A 14,794-nucleotide genomic window follows, 5' to 3' on the forward strand; every position below is an offset into this window, starting at 1 on the left:
GGTCAGCCCAACGCCGCCAGCGCCCGGTCGAGCCAGCCGAGCAGGCCGCCCGGCTGCGGCGCGGCGGGCTCGGACGGCGGGGCGGCCGGCTCGACGGCGGCGCGCGGCCGCGGCGGCAGGTATTTGTTGGTCGGCCGGCAGCCCAGCTCCGGCATCAGGTCATAGCCGTTGCGCGCGCGCACCAGCCGCGACACCTCCGACTGCGGGTCGGCGAAGTCGCCGAAATGCCGTGCCGAGGTCGGGCAGGCGTTGACGCAGGCCGGCCGGCGATCCGCCTCCGGAATCGTGTCGTTGTAAATGCGGTCGACGCACAGGGTGCACTTCTTCATAACGCCGCCGGCATAGTCCATCTCCCGCGCGCCGTAGGGGCAGGCCCAGGCGCACAGGCCGCAGCCGATGCAGCGGTCCTCGTCGACCAGCACGATCCCGTCCTCGGCGCGCTTGTAAGACGCGCCGGTCGGACACACGGTCACGCAGGGTGCGGTGTCGCAATGCAGGCACGAGCGCGGGAAATGCACCGTCTGGCTGCCGGCGCCGGTGTCGACCTCGTAGCCGTGCACGCGATTGAGGAAGGCGCCGACCGGATGGGCGCCATAGGGGTCCATGTCGGACAGCGGCGCGGGGTGGCCGCCGGTGTTCCACTCCTTGCAGCTGGTCACGCAGGCCTGGCAGCCGACGCAGACGTCGAGGTCGATGACGAGACCGAGCCGCTTCGGCGGCGGCGCGTCGGGCAGGGCGGTCATCGCGGTCGTCCCTTCAGGCCGGGAACCAGGCTTCGCCAGTCGACCCGCGACTGCGCTCGCTGGCTGAATTCGGAACCGTAGCGCAGGGCGTCACGCGTCTGCGGTTCCCGCTCCTCCGCGGTCTCCGCAGCCGGCGGATCGATGCGCCGGATGGCGACGCGCAGGTCGTACCAGGCTGCCTGGCCGGTCAGCGGATCGGCGGCGGCATAGCGGCGGCCGTCCGCGTGCGCCGGCAGCAGTTCGTCGATCAGGTGGTTGAGCAGGAAGCCCTTGGTCGCTTCCGGTGCGTCGGGGTCGAGGCCCCAGGCGCCGGCCTTCTTGCCGATCGCGTTCCAGGTCCAGACGGTGCGCGCGTTGACCCCGCGCATCACGCGGACCTGCGCGCGGATCGCGCCATGGCGGCTCGACAGCTCCGCCCAGTCGTCGTCGGCGAGGCCGGCCTCCGCGGCCACGCCGACCGGCACATACAGCCGGTTGCGGGCATGGATCTGGCGCAACCAGGCGTTCTGCGAACCCCAGCTGTGGTACATCGCCATCGGCCGCTGGGTGACCGCGTGCAGGCCGAAGGCGCTGTCGTCGTTGACCTCGTCCTCCAGCGGCGGATACCAGAACGGCAGCGGGTCGAAGAAACGGGCGATCCGGGCGCGCTCGCCCTCGGGCGGCTGCACCGGGCCGTGGCCTTCGGCGGCCAGCCGGAACTTTGCAGCGGCTCGCTGTACAGCTGGATGGTCACCGGCTCGGCCTCGGGATGAACCCCATGCGCGCCGCATAGGCGAGATAGGCCGGGTTGCCGTGCTTGAAGAAGCGCTGCTCCGGCGCGATCTCGTCCTTCCAGAAGCAGCCGTTGGCGATGTAGCGCTCGAGCTGGTTCGGGTTCGGCGCGCCCTGGCCGTGACTGTCGCCGTCGGCGCCGCGCCAGCCGGCCAGCGGGCCGGTACCCGGCTTGCGCTCGTGGTTGGCGATGTAGTCGGCATAGCCGCCGGGATAGGCCGGGCTGCCATCCGCCTTGACCATGCCGGGCAGGCCGAGCCGCGCGCCGAGGTCCAGCAGCACGCTCTGGAACGGGCGCACGTCGCGGTCCGGCTGCAGCACCGGCTGGCGGATCGAGTCCGCCGGGCCGTCGGCGTCGCAGATCGGCCGGTCGAGCAGCGAGATGCAGTCCCACCGCTCCAGATAGGTGGTGTCGGGCAGCACGATGTCGGCATAGGCCACGGTCTCCGACAGGAAGGCGTCGGAATAGACCACGTGCGGGATGCGATACTCCCCGGTCTTCGGGTCGGTCGCGGTCAGGTGCTCGACCACGCCCTTGATGTTCATCGACGAGTTCCAGGCCATGTTGGCCATGAACATGAACAGGGTGTCGACCGGGTAGGGGTCGCCCTTGCCGGCGTTGGGGATGACCAGGTGCATCAGCCCGTGCAGGCCGAGCGGCGCCTCCCAGGAGAACGCCTTGTCCAGCCGGCACGGGCGTCCGTCCGCATCGACCAGCAGGTCCTCCGGCCCGCGCGGGAAGCCCAGCGGCATCCCCGGCAGCGGCGCGCCGGGCTTGACCTGGTCCGGCCTGCCGGCCGGCTGCGGCGCCGGCGGAATCGGCCGCGGGAACGGCGGCTTGTAGCGGAACCCGCCCGGCGCATCGATGCTGCCCAGCAGCACCTGCACCAAGTGCAGCGCGCGGCAGGTCTGGAAGCCGTTGGAATGGGCCGAGATGCCGCGCATGGCGTGCATCGCCACCGGCCGGCCGACCATCCTTTCGTGGGTCTTGCCGGTCCAGTCGGTCCACGACTGGGCGATCGCGAAGTCCGAACCGAAGGCGGCGTCGGCGAGTTCGCGGGCGATGCGGCGGATGGTGCAGGCCTCGAGCCCGGTGCGGCCGGCGACCGCCTCCGGCGCATAGGCCGGGTCGAGGCAGCGGTCGGCGACCAGGGCGAAGGCGGGCCGTGCCGCGCGCCCGTCCGGCAGCGTGAAGCGTCCCTGCAGCGCCGCATCCATCGCCGCCTCGGCGTGCGGCAGGGCGGCGCTTGCGCGCCGGCTCCAGACCAGCGGGCGACCGTCGCCGTCGCGCGCGACCAGGCCGTGCTCTGCTCCGCCGGGGGCGTCGACCACCAGCCAGCCGGCATTGGTGAAGCGCAGCAGGTAGTCGACGTCGACGGAACCGGTGCGCAGCAGTTCCTGCGCCAGCGCCATGGCGAACAGGCCGTCGCTGCCCGGCGTGATGCCGAGCCATTCGTCGGCAATGGCGGAATAGCCCGTGCGCACGGGGTTGACCGAGACGACCTTGGCCCCGTTGCGCTTCATCCGCGACAGCCCGATCTTGATCGGGTTGCTGTCGTGGTCCTCGGCGACGCCGAACAGCAGCAGGTAGCGCGCACGCTCCCAGTCCGGTTCGCCGAACTCCCAGAACGAACCGCCGATGGAGTAGAGCCCGGCCGCCGCCATGTTGACCGAGCAGAACCCGCCATGGGCGGCGAAGTTCGGCGTGCCGAACTGCTGTGCCCACCAGCCGGTGAACGACTGGCTCTGGTCGCGCCCGGTGAAGAAGGCCAGCTTGCGCGGGTCGCTGCGGCGGATGTCGGCGAGCCAGCCGGTCACCGTCGTCAGCGCCTCGTCCCAGGAGATCTCCTCGAACTCGCCGGCGCCGCGCGGCCCGGTGCGCCGCAGGGGCGCGGTCAGCCGCGCCGGGGCGTGCTGGTGCATGATTCCGGCGGCGCCCTTCCCGCAGATCACGCCGCGGTTGACCGGATGGTCGCGGTTACCCTCGATGTAGCGCAGCCGCCCGTCCTGCAGGTGCACCTTGATGCCGCAGCGGCAGGCGCACATGTAGCAGGTCGTCGTCTTGACCGTGTCGCCGATCGGCGCATCCAGCGCGATCGGTCGAAGCTGTTCCCGCTTTTCGAACAAGCCGTCGCCTCCCCGTCGCCCCTTTATCGGAGGCGGGAAGGGCGCCGGTCAATCCGCCCGGCCGGAATCAGACGACGGTGAGAAACTCGGTCGCGGCGACCTGCTCCGGTGCCATCGTGCGCAACGGTGCGCCGGGAATGCGCAGGACGGCGCCGCCGCCGCCATATTCGGCGTGAACGCCGTAGTTGAACAGGGCGATGGTGCGGTCGTGATGACGGGGCTTGCCGGCGGTGTGCATGCCGGTGGTGTCCTCGATCACCACGTCGCCCGCCTTGCAGGTCAGCAGCCGCATGCGCTCGGCGCCCCAGTCGGCGACCACGCGGTCGCGCTCGAACCGCGCGAACGGGTCGATACCGGCGGTGGCGCCGTTATGGCTGCCCAGCACGAACTCGTGCGCCGCATCGGGATCGTCGTCGCTGTCGGTCAGGAACAGCAGCGCCTTGCACATCTTGGTGCTGTTGCCGTCGACGTGGAACAGCTCGGTGTCGCAGCGCGGCAGGCCGTTGGCGAAGCTCTTGCGCATCTTGGCGTAGGTCAGCGCCGGCCAGCAGCCGAGATAGCAACCGACGATGCCGAGGATGCGGCGGTGCAGCGCGACGGTCAGCAGTTCCGGGAAGGTCATCAGCGGGTCGGCGATCTGCACCATGCTGGCGTGACGCCGCATGTAGTCCTCACCGCGCGCGACCTCCTCGGCGGTGAGCCGCGGCATCGCCTCGTAATCGTTCGGATCGGCGTCGGGCTCTACCCGCCGCGGCGCCAGAAGGCCGCGACCTGCGGCCGACAGCCGGTCGACACCGGCGCGCACCGAGGCGACCACTTCGGGCGCGAGCAGGCCGCGCAGCAGGGTGTAGCCGCGGCCGCGCAGTTCGCCCACCGCCTCGGCCTCGTCGACCTCGGCAGCGGCAAGCAGCGGCGCGAACCCGGCCAGCTGCGCCGCACGCGCGCCGACCGAGCTGTCGAACAGGGCGTCGGAGATGTTCAGCGGGTGTGCCATCACGCCTCGGCGAAATAGTTCTGCTTGCTGAGATGTTCCGCCCGGTTGGTCCGGTACCACGCCCACGTCCGCGACAGCCCTTCCTCCAGGCTGACCGCCGGGTCGTAGCCGACCGTGGCACGGGCATGATCCAATTCCATCACCCGGCGCGGGAAGCCGCCGGGCTTCGACGGATCGAACCGGGCGTTGAACGGGGTGACCCGCTGCAGGGTCTCGACCAGCTCGCGGATCGTCACGCCCCGCGGCCCGCCGATGTTGATGAAACCGTCGCCGGTGCCGCGCACGCAGGCCAGGATGATGCCGCGCGCGGCATCCTCGGCAAAGACGAAGTCGCGCACCGCGCTGCCGTCGCCCCAGATCTCCACCGGATCGTCGCCGCGCGCCACCTTGGCCATCAGCGTCGGGATTACCATGGCGTTGTCCGGGTCGAAATTGTCGCCCGGGCCGTAAACGTTGGACGGCCGTACCACGGCGAAGTTCCGCAGCCCGTACTGGATGCGATAGGCCTCGACCTGCATCTCGGCCATCCGCTTGGCCCAGCCGGGGAACATGTCCATCGGCGGCAGCGCCGGGTCGTGTTCGGCCTCGCGGAACACCTCGCCGGGGCTGTAGGCGCCGATCGAGCTGGTGTAGACGACGTGGTCAACGTTGTTGCGCCGCGCCGCTTCCAGCATGTTGGTGTTCATCATCAGCAGCGGCACGAAGAAGCTGGCCGGGCGCGACTGGGTCACCTTGACCGAGCCCTTGATGCCGGCGACGTGCAGCACCAGGTCCATGTCGGCGGTGAGGTCGAGGCACAGGCCGAGATCGCTGAGGTCGCCGTGGACGTAGCGGGCGCCGTGTACCGGCTGCAGCCGGTCGAGCGACACGCTGGTCACCTCCGCGCCGCCCTCCAGCAGCAGCCGCACCACCTCGCGGCCGATCATGCCGGTACCGCCGGTGACGAGTGCGCGCCGCCCTTCGATCGCGCGCAGGATATCCGCGGGCAGGCTCATCGCGGCTACTCGACGACGAAGTAGGAGACGCGCGAGGCGTGCGGGAAGCGCTTCAGGCGCACGGCGTTCAGGCCGAACACCTCCATCAGCGCCAGCGTCTCGCCGGGCGAGTCCGGATCGTTCAGCTCGTCGAAGCCCAGCACGCTGCCCTTGACCAGCCGCGGCCGGATCAGCTCCAGGCAGCGCTTGGTCGGCGCGTAGATGTCGAAGTCGAAATAGGCAAGGGAAACAATGGTTTGCGGGTTCTCGACGATGTACTTCTCCACCGTCTCGCAGGCATCGCCCTGGCACAGCATGGTCTTGCGGATGTGCGACAGCGGGTTGAGCTGCTCGTGGTGCGAGAGAATGGTTTCCAGCTCGCGCTGGTAGCCCGCCGTGGTCGCCAGCTTGCCCGGCTCCATCAGCGGCGAGCTGCCGTCCTCGGCCGCGACGCCGGGGAAGCCGGTGAAGGTGTCGAAGCCGACGATGCGGCGATGCCGGTTGAACGGCTCGTAGATGCCCCGGAAAGACGTGAACAGCGCCGCGTTCTGGCCCCAGCGGGTGCCGAAGTCGAACACCACGCCCTGCACGTCCAGGATCTGCCGGTACAGGAAGTCCATGAACAGGATGCGCGACAGGTTCTTCGCATCCAGGAACAGGCCCAGGTTGGCGAGCAGCTGGTCGTTCGGGATGGTGGTGTTCTTCAGGCTGTCGACCAGCCCGCCGCGGGATGCGGACTCGGCCTGGCTGGCCCAGGTCACGTCGGCGACGAGGTCGGCGTTGACGGCGTTCATGCGGTGGCTCCGTTTGCGCTGCCGAAGGGCTGTCGACGACGCGGCTCAGTAGATCATGTTGTGGTCGCGCAGATAGCCCTGCACGGTGCGGATGTTGTCGAGGATCTCCCGCCGCGACAGGGCCGGGCCGAACGGGCCGTCGGGCTCGTATTCGAACGGCAGCCCGACCTCCTCGTCGTCGCCGTAGCGGTAGATCAGGTGGGCATGGTGCTCGAGGCTCTGGTCGATCCAGCGGATGCCGTACTTCTCCGGCTCGGTGTGGAACGGCGAGCCCGGCACCGGGTCGAAACCCGACAGCGACACGAAATCGGGCTGCACCTCCTCGAGGAAGCGGACGGTCCGTTCCACCACGTGGCGGCTCTCGCCGGGCAGGCCGAAGATCAGGCAGACCTTGACCTTGATGCCGTGCTTCTTCAGCAGCTCGATGTAGCGCTTGTTGGCGTCGATGCTCTGCGACGGCTTGTTGGAGATCTCCAGCACCCGGTCGCTGTCGACGCTCTCGATGCCGAGCGCGAGCTCCTTGCAGCCGCTCTGCGCCGCCAGTGCGATCGCCTCCTCCTTGCCCAGCGGCACGGTCTGGCCGCGCCAGATCACGCCGGCCTCGCCGATGGCGCCGATATAGTCGCGCGCCTGCTTGAGGTTGACGGGCACGCAGACCTCGTCGCGCAGGTTGACGCCCTGGATGCCGTACTCGGCCTTGAGATAGGCCAGCTCGGCGGCGATCTGCGCGCCGGTGCGGTACTCGAACTTGCCGGGCGTGTTGTAGATGCAGAAGCGGCAGCGGAAGCTGCAGCCGCGCGAGAAATAGGCGCCGGTTCCCGGCGCCCCGCCGTGCTGGGCGAAGTGCAGGGTGTTGACGATCCGCTCCTTCGGCAGGAAACCGCGGCGGGCGTGGCCGTAGTCGCTGAACGGATGGGGGAGGGTGCCGCGATAGACCGGTTCCAGCCGGCCGGCCTGCCAGTCGGCGATGGCCTGCGCGATCTCGGGCTCTGCGGTGCCGGTGAACACCGTGTCGAAGATGCCGGCGCATTCGTCGGTCTTGTGGTCGACATGGGTGCCGCCGGCCATGTGCACCGACTTCGGATGCAGCATCTTCAGGCCGCGGGCCTGGGCATAGAGTTCAGGCGCGTCGGCAGATTTCATGATCCAGTAGAAATAGAGGTCGCACGCCGGCAGGTCGGCCGGATCCGGCACCTGGCCGTGCCCGCGCGTGTCGATGACCTGCACGCGGGCCTGCGGGAAGCGATCCTCGATCAGGGTCGCGTAGTAGAGCTCCCACAAAGGCTGCAGCTTGGTCGGGTTGGCCCAGTAGGACCACGAGGGAACGACCACACCGATTTCGAACACGTCAGGCTCCAATCCGTTCCGCGTGCGCCGACACTGTTGGATCAAGGTTGAGTTAGGGTTAACCGGCGGTTTGCAGGCCCGCGCGATAGCCGCGCAGGGTGCGGGCCAGGCCGTCGTCCAGGCCGACCGCGGGCTCGAAGCCGAGCTCGGACCGCGCGCGCGCGACGTCGATGCGGCGGCGGGCGGCCGAGCCGGCGCGGTCGTAGCGGTGTGCGATCTCCGCGTCCGCGAAGCCGTCGGCGGCGATCAGGGCGTGCAGGATCTGCAGCACCGTCTGCGAGCGGCCGGCGCCGACGTTGTAGGCGCGGAAGCCGCCGCCTGCGCGGCGCAGCGCCAGCAGGGCCGCGCGGGCGACATCGTCGGCGTGGACCAGGTCGCGCTCGGCGCTGCCGTCGCCCCAGACCTCGATCGGCCGCTCGCGGGCGACGACCCGGCGCATCAGCGCGGGCAGGAAGTGCGCGTGGGCGTCGTCGAAGCGGTCGCCGTCGCCATAGACCATGCTGGGTCGCAGCGCCGTCACCTGCATCGCATCCGCGCCGCCCGCGGCGCACAGGCGCGCCATCGCCTCGACATAGCGATAGGTCCAGCCGATGCCGCGCCAGGGCGTCGGCGGCTCGCCTGCCAGGAAGTCGTCCTCGCGGCTGGGCGCCTCGCTGTCCGGGTAGCCGGTGATGCTGCTCATCACCACCAGGTGGCGGCAGCCGGCGGCGACGGCGGCGCGCATCACCCGGCATGCCATCGCCGCATTGGCGACCAGCGGGCCGACCGGATCGCGCGCCAGCACCGGCGCACTGGCGACGATCCCGGCACAGTGGATCGCGAATTCGGCGCCGCCGATCGCCGCCTGGGCGGCTGCCGGATCGGTCAGGTCGGCCTGCGCCGCGTCGACGTTGTCCGGCATCGTGGCAGGGCGACGGCGGTGGAACACGGCACGGACGGAAACGCCCGGCGCATCGGCCAGCCGCGCCAGCACATGCGAGCCGATCAGCCCGGCGGCGCCGGTCAGCACATAGCGACCGGGCGGGGGCGGGTCAGGCGGCGGAACGGCTGTGTCCGCCATCGCTGACCAGCTGGGCCGGAATCGGCCGGTCGTCGCCGTGCGCGATTACCCAGGCCCAATAGCGCAGTTGGCCTTCGACCAGCCGATAGCGGCCGCCGGGTTCCGCCGGCGGGCACACCTTGATCGGCTTCAGCAGGTCGCCGGACGCCATGTCGCGCGCCAGTTCCGCCGGGCTCGGCACCAGGCCGTGGACGTTGTCCAGCGCTTCCTCGCGGGTGCGCATGACCTTGCCGTGATGCGAGGCCTCGACCGCGATGTCGGCGGGGCGCAGGTCGCGAACGGTGCTGCGGAACAGCGCATCGATCTCGTCGGCGACCCCCGATGGCAGGACCACGTCGACCGCGGCCGCATTGGCGATCAGGTTGGTCTCGCGGCTGGTCATCGGGATCGGCACGACGGCTTCGTCGTGCAGCAGCCACGCCAGCATCGCCTGCGCCGCGGTCACGCCCACGTCGGCGGCGATCCGCGCCAGCTCGACCATGCGCGGGTCCGGGCCCGACGTCCGCCCCTGGCCCAGCGGGCTGTAGGCGATCAGCGCCACGCCGTGGGCACGGGCCCAGGGCAGCACACGCCGTTCGGCGAAGCGCTCGTGCAGGCTGTAGTCCTGCTGGATCGACGCCAGGCAAGGCCCATTGGCCAGCGCGGCGGTCGCGGCGGTCGCGTCATGGCCGGTGCAGTTGCTGAGCCCGATCGCGCGGACCTTGCCTTCCCAGACCAGGTCGGCCATCGCGCCGATGGTCTCTGCGATCGGCACCGCGGGGTCGGGCCAGTGGTTCTGGTAGAGGTCGATGCAGTCGACGCCGAGCCGGCGCAGGCTGCCCTCGCAGGCGGCCTTCACCGCCTCGGGCCGGCTGTTCGCGGCGGAGAACTTGGTGGCGATCACCGCCCGGTCGCGCCGGCCGCGCAGGGCGGCGCCGAGAATCTCCTCGCCATGGCCCTCGCCATAGACCTCGGCGGTGTCGAACAGTGTGATGCCGAGATCGAGCGCGCGGTGGATCAGCCGGCAGGCATCGCGCTCGCCGCCGTCGACCCGCTGGTAGCGGCCGCCGAAACCCATGGTGCCGAGACCGATGCGCGAGACGCAGAGCCCGCTCGCGCCGAGGGGACGGTACAGCATCGATTCAGGCCGCCGCGCGGGGTTGCCGGGCCAGCGCCTGCTCGATGGAAGCGGCGATGGCGGCCTCGGTCAGGCCGGACCGCGCGTGCGCCCACTCCCGCGTCGCCGACAGCATGTAGTGGTCGGCGTCGAGCGCGATCGGGTTGAAGGCGACGCCGCGACCCTGACGCGCCAGCATGTCGCCGACCAGCGAGCCGAGCCCGCCGACAGGGGCGTTCTCCTCGATCGTCACCACGGCGCGGGCCGGGCCGATCGCGGCGAGCAGCGCCGGTGCGTCGACCGGCTTCAGCCGTACCAGGTCGATGACGCGGATCGCGCGGCCGCGCGCGGCCAGCGCCGCCAGCACCGCCAGTGCGCGAGGGCTGAGGAACCCGGAGGAGATCAGCACCGCCTCCGCCGGTCCGCCGTGCACCAGCATGCCGGCGGCGATGTCCGTGCTGCCGCCGTACAGCGGCACGTGGGCTTCCTTGTCCAGCCGGACATAGCCGGGGCCGCGCCGGCGCAGGGCGTCGGCGATCGCCAGCTCGGTGGTCGTCGCGTCGGACGGATCGTAGATCGCGATGTTCGGCAGCGGCCGCAACGCGGCGATGTCGTGCACGCCGTGATGGGTCGGGCCGTCGTTTCCATAGGCCAGCCCGCTGCCGACGCCGACCAGCACCACCGGCAGGCCGGGGCAACAGACGTCGTTGCGGATCTGCTCGTAGCAGCGGCCGACGATGTGGGCGACGATGCCGTAGCAGAAGGCGATCTTGCCGGCGAGCGCCATGCCGGCCGCCACGCTGATCATGTTCTGCTCGGCGATGCCGACGTTGATGGCGCGGTCGGGCCAGGCCTTGGCAATGCTGTCGAGCCCCAGCGCGCCCATGTCGTTGGTCAGCACGACAATGTCGGGGTTGAGGTCCATCGCCCGCTCGATGGCGTCGAAGGCGGCGTCCCGGAACTGGATGGTGTTGCCCATGTCGGGGTGTCCTGGATCAGGCCGCGGCCAGCGCGGCACGGGCGGCGTCGATCTCGTCGCCCTTCGGCATGCGGTGGTGCCAGTCGGGATGGTTCTCCATGAACGGCACGCCCTTGCCCTTGACGGTGTTGGCGATCACGACGGTCGGCGCCGCGGCGGCCGCGTCGCGCACGCGCAGCAGCGGTGCGAAGGTGTCGATCAGGGCGGCGTGGTCGTGGCCGTCGACCTCCACCACCCGCCAGCCGAAGGCGCGCCACTTGTCGGCGAACGGCTCCAGCGCGACGATGGTCTCGGTGAAGTTGGTCGCCGACAGCCGGTTGCGGTCGACGATCGCGACGAGGTTGGACAGCCTGCGGTGGCCGGCCAGCATCGCGGCCTCCCACACCGAGCCCTCGTAACATTCGCCGTCGCCGAGCAGCACCACCGTGCGCCAGTCCTTGCCGTCGAGCCGGGCGGCCAGCGCCTGGCCGACGCCGATGCCCAGCCCGTGCCCGAGCGAGCCGGAGACCAGCTCGGCGCCCGGGATGTTGGTATCCGGATGGCCGGCCAGCATCGCGCCATCGGCGGCGAAGCGGTCGAGCTCGGCCCTGTCGAAATGCCCGATGTCCGCCAACGCCGCGAACAGGGTCAGGCAGGCGTGTCCCTTGGACAGCAGGAATCGGTCGCGTTCCGCCCAGTCCGGCGCGCCGGGGCGATAGCGCAGCATGTCGCCGTAGAACAGCACCGCGGCAATGTCAGCCCACGAGAAGGCAGGGGGCAGGTGACCCTTCTTCGCCTTCAGCGCCGCTTCCAGCGCCATGCGGCGCAGCATGGCCGCCTTGGCGGGCAGCGCATCGATGTCGTTGATCATGATCCCGTCTTCTTCAGAGGTTCGGCCTCGCGGGCCGCCGCCGTGCGGGCCAGGGCGGCACGCTCGGGCGACCAGTCGCGGGTGCCGAAGCGCTTGAGCACCCGCAGCAGTTCGCGGTCCTGCGTTATCGCCGCGCTGTAGCCGCAGCGTTCGCCTGCGGCGACACGCAGGACGGATCCGCCGTCGCCGGCGGCCTGTTGCAGCAGGCGCAGCGTCGCCTGCGATCCGTCCTCGTCGACCTTGTGGCTCGGGGTGACGACCGCGCCGGAAAAGCCCCAGGGCCCTGGCTTGAGCACGTGGTGCACGCCGTTCAGGTCGGAGACCACGACCGGCACGAACGGGCTCGTGAACAGCGAAGGCAGCGCATTGTCGTCGATGCCGAGCAGCGGAAATTCCTCCGCATCGACAAAGATGCAATTGGAGACCAGGTGCGCGGCCAGCCGGTAGCCCTTCTGCTGGGCCAGCTGCACCATAGCCAGCGCACTAGACCCCATCTGCATGCCTTCGTCCTGCTGCACGAAATAGACGTCGGGGCCCATGCTGGCGTTGACCTCGATGATCACCACGCGCGGGCGATAGGTCTGCAGGCCGTGCCAGAGCCAGAAATCGATTCCGTCGACGTCGATCGAAAGCAGGTCGAAGCGCTTCGGGATCAGGCGTGCGCGCGAGCAGGCCGTCGATCGGGTCTGGGCGACCATCTGGTTCATGCAGTGCACGTCGTCGCGCCCGCGATAGACCTTCTGCAGGTCGACGAAATAGTCGCGATAGCCCTCGACCAGCACGCCCGACCAGCCCCGGTCGCCGCACCAGTAATGGGTATTGAGATCGTGACGCCGTCGCCCGCGCCGACGTCGACACACCAGCGGCTCAGCTCTCCGATCCGGTCGAAGATCGCGGCAACGACACCGTCCTCGCCATGCTGGGAGTAATGGTTGTCGCGGTGGTCGTAGAGCCAGGGAAGCTTCATCAGAACGGTCCCTTGAAGTGCTTGTAGACGTCGGCCATCGACGTCTCGCCCGGCAACGGGATGCCGTGGCCTTCGCCGCGGACCAGGGTGGCGGCGCAGTCGACGAAGCGGTCGAGCGACGGATAGAACAGGTCCTCCAGCGCCTTGGCGGTCGGACAGGGGCAGGGCTGCATGCCGAGCGAGCGAACCGGCGCCAGCAACAGGCGCGGGTCGGTCTCCGCCACGATCCGCGACAGCTCGGCGGCGACGCCGAACGCCTGCCAGCTGGTGTCGGCGACCAGCAGCCGGCCGGTCTTGGCCAGGCTGGCCAGCACCAGCTCGCGGTCGATGTGCGAAACCGCGTTGAGGTCGATGATCTCGCAGTCGATGCCGTGACTGGCGAGGTGCCGGGCCGCACGCTTCGCCTCCAGCACCATGATCGAGGTAGCCGCAATGGTGACGTCGCGGCCGCGGCGGACCAGGCGTGTCGCCATCGGCGGGAACGCTTCGTCGCCGTCCTCGTCTTCGAAGGCGAGGTCGTACATAAGCCGGTGCTCGATCGCGACGACCGGGCCGCGGTGGTGCGCGATGGCATGGGCGTAGTCGGTCAGGATCGCGCGCGGGCTCGACGGCATGATCACCGTCAGGCCGGGGTTGTGGGCGAACAGCGACTGCGGGCTCTGCGAATGCTGCGCGCCCTGGCCCCAGCTGCGGCCGACCACCATGCGCACCAGCATCGGCACCTCGTAGAGGCCGCCGAACATGTAGCGGTACTTGGCGGCCAGGTTGACCAGCTGATTGACAGCAAGCAGGCCGAAATCGGCACGGATGTGGGTGTTGATCGGGTAGAGCCCGTTCAACGCCGCGCCGATGCAGATGCCGGTGACGGCATCTTCCGCCAGCGGCGTCTCGATCATCCGTTCCGGTCCGAAGGCGTCGAGCAGGCCGGTGGTTGTGCCGAAGATGCCCTTGTGATCGGTGACCCCCTGGCCAAGGATCAGCGTGTGGTCGTGGTCGGCCATCGCGCTGCGCATGGCGGCGGCGAGGGCGTCGCGATAGGTGTTGCCGGCCGGCGCCGTTTCCGGCGCGGCGACGGCGTCAAGCGGCAAGGCCATCGACATCGGTCAGCAGATCCTCGGCGGTGGGGAAGGGGCTGTTCTCGGCGAAGGCAACCGCCGCATCGATTTCCGCATCGATCGCCGGAGCGAAGCGGGCGACCAGGTCGGCGCGCTGCTGCAGCGGGTCCTGGCCCTGCCAGGCGCACAGGCCGTCGCGGCCGCGATAGCCGGCGTCGAAGTCGAGGCCGGGGCCGACATGCTCGTGCGCCCGGAAGGTGTCGACCACCACCAGGCGCGGCCGGGCGTCGCGGCGCATCTCGTCGACGATCCCGCGGCACACGTCGCGGACCATCACGAAGTCGGCGCCGTCGGAAATCGTGACCGCACCGACGCCATAGCTGCGCGCATGTTCCACCAGTCCATAGGCCTGTCGCTCGTGGCGGTGGGCGTGCACTGCCAACTCGTTGTTCTCGCACAGGAACAGCACCGGCAGGGCGTGCAGCGCGGCGAAGTTGAGCGACTCGTGATAGACGCCTTCCTCGGTCGCGCCGTCGCCGAACACGCACAGCGTCACCTGGCCGCTGCGCCGGTTGCGGGCCGCCAGCGCGCTGCCGACGGCATGCGGGATGGTGCTGGCGACGATGGCCGACGCGCCCATCAGGCCGACATCCGGCGCGGCGAGGTGCATCGAGCCCGCCTTGCCCTTGGCCATCCCGTCGCGGCGGCCATAGAGCTCGGCGAACATGGCGTTGAGATCGCCGCCCTTGGCCAGGTAGAAGGCGTGGCTGCGATAGGTGACATAGGCGGGGTCAGACCGGCGCAGGCCATCGCAGGCGCCGACGGCAACCGCTTCCTGTCCAATCGACAGGTGCACCGGGCTCTGGATGCGGTCGCTGGGGTAGATGTCGATGATGCGCTGCTCGACGCGGCGGATGCGCAAGGTGGCGTAGAACAGGCGCTCGTAGTCGGAGAGCGTGGACGGATCGAGATGACTCGGCATGGCAGGTCCGTTGCTGGGGCGCGCCGGCACCGCCGCGGCGCTTTTCTCGGGGCCG

The 14,794-nt window shown here is 70.2% G+C and carries 12 protein-coding genes and 1 pseudogene; all 13 read right to left on the reverse strand.

The features are described from left to right. Positions 1-2: 2 nt before the first annotated feature. A complete protein-coding gene (locus tag R3F55_04125; GenBank protein MEZ5666619.1) occupies positions 3-743 on the reverse strand; it encodes a 4Fe-4S dicluster domain-containing protein in 741 nt (246 codons plus the stop codon). Beyond that, positions 740-3,560 (reverse strand): annotated as a pseudogene (locus R3F55_04130) (molybdopterin oxidoreductase family protein). The gene R3F55_04125 and the pseudogene R3F55_04130 overlap by 4 nt, the downstream one beginning before the upstream one ends. A 148-nt stretch (positions 3,561-3,708) precedes the next feature. Further along, entirely contained in the window at positions 3,709-4,635 is a 927-nt protein-coding gene (locus tag R3F55_04135; GenBank protein MEZ5666620.1) for a phytanoyl-CoA dioxygenase family protein, read from the reverse strand. Continuing rightward, on the reverse strand, positions 4,635-5,630 hold the full coding sequence (locus R3F55_04140) for an NAD(P)-dependent oxidoreductase (GenBank protein MEZ5666621.1): 996 nt from the start codon (positions 5,628-5,630) through the stop codon (positions 4,635-4,637). Before R3F55_04140 ends, R3F55_04135 begins: the two co-directional genes overlap by 1 nt. Positions 5,631-5,635: 5 nt before the next feature. Beyond that, positions 5,636-6,403, reverse strand: a complete 768-nt coding sequence (locus tag R3F55_04145) for a crotonobetainyl-CoA--carnitine CoA-transferase (protein ID MEZ5666622.1) — start codon at positions 6,401-6,403, stop codon at positions 5,636-5,638. A gap of 45 nt (positions 6,404-6,448) precedes the next feature. Continuing rightward, on the reverse strand, positions 6,449-7,750 hold the full coding sequence (locus tag R3F55_04150) for a radical SAM protein (GenBank protein ID MEZ5666623.1): 1,302 nt from the start codon (positions 7,748-7,750) through the stop codon (positions 6,449-6,451). Between the two features lie 58 nt (positions 7,751-7,808). After that, complete coding sequence (locus R3F55_04155) at positions 7,809-8,810, reverse strand: NAD(P)-dependent oxidoreductase (GenBank protein ID MEZ5666624.1); 1,002 nt, start codon at positions 8,808-8,810, stop codon at positions 7,809-7,811. Further along, the gene (locus R3F55_04160; protein ID MEZ5666625.1) at positions 8,782-9,927 is read right to left on the reverse strand and encodes an aldo/keto reductase; all 1,146 of its coding nucleotides are present in this window, start codon (positions 9,925-9,927) and stop codon (positions 8,782-8,784) included. The genes R3F55_04155 and R3F55_04160 overlap by 29 nt, the downstream gene beginning before the upstream one ends. Positions 9,928-9,931: 4 nt before the next feature. Further along, positions 9,932-10,885, reverse strand: coding sequence for a transketolase C-terminal domain-containing protein (locus R3F55_04165; GenBank protein ID MEZ5666626.1), 954 nt, complete (start codon positions 10,883-10,885; stop codon positions 9,932-9,934). Between the two features lie 16 nt (positions 10,886-10,901). Next, positions 10,902-11,735 (reverse strand): transketolase, encoded by an 834-nt coding sequence (locus R3F55_04170; protein MEZ5666627.1) that lies wholly within the window; start codon positions 11,733-11,735, stop codon positions 10,902-10,904. Further along, a complete protein-coding gene (locus tag R3F55_04175) occupies positions 11,732-12,595 on the reverse strand; it encodes a hypothetical protein (GenBank protein ID MEZ5666628.1) in 864 nt (287 codons plus the stop codon). The genes R3F55_04170 and R3F55_04175 overlap by 4 nt, the downstream gene beginning before the upstream one ends. 106 nt (positions 12,596-12,701) lie before the next feature. Then, on the reverse strand, positions 12,702-13,802 hold the full coding sequence (locus tag R3F55_04180; protein ID MEZ5666629.1) for a transketolase C-terminal domain-containing protein: 1,101 nt from the start codon (positions 13,800-13,802) through the stop codon (positions 12,702-12,704). After that, positions 13,780-14,739, reverse strand: a complete 960-nt coding sequence (locus R3F55_04185) for a thiamine pyrophosphate-dependent dehydrogenase E1 component subunit alpha (protein ID MEZ5666630.1) — start codon at positions 14,737-14,739, stop codon at positions 13,780-13,782. Before R3F55_04185 ends, R3F55_04180 begins: the two co-directional genes overlap by 23 nt. Positions 14,740-14,794: the final 55 nt, after the last annotated feature.

It is taken from the genome of Alphaproteobacteria bacterium (assembly GCA_041396705.1).
Lineage (GTDB): Bacteria > Pseudomonadota > Alphaproteobacteria > CALKHQ01 > CALKHQ01 > CALKHQ01.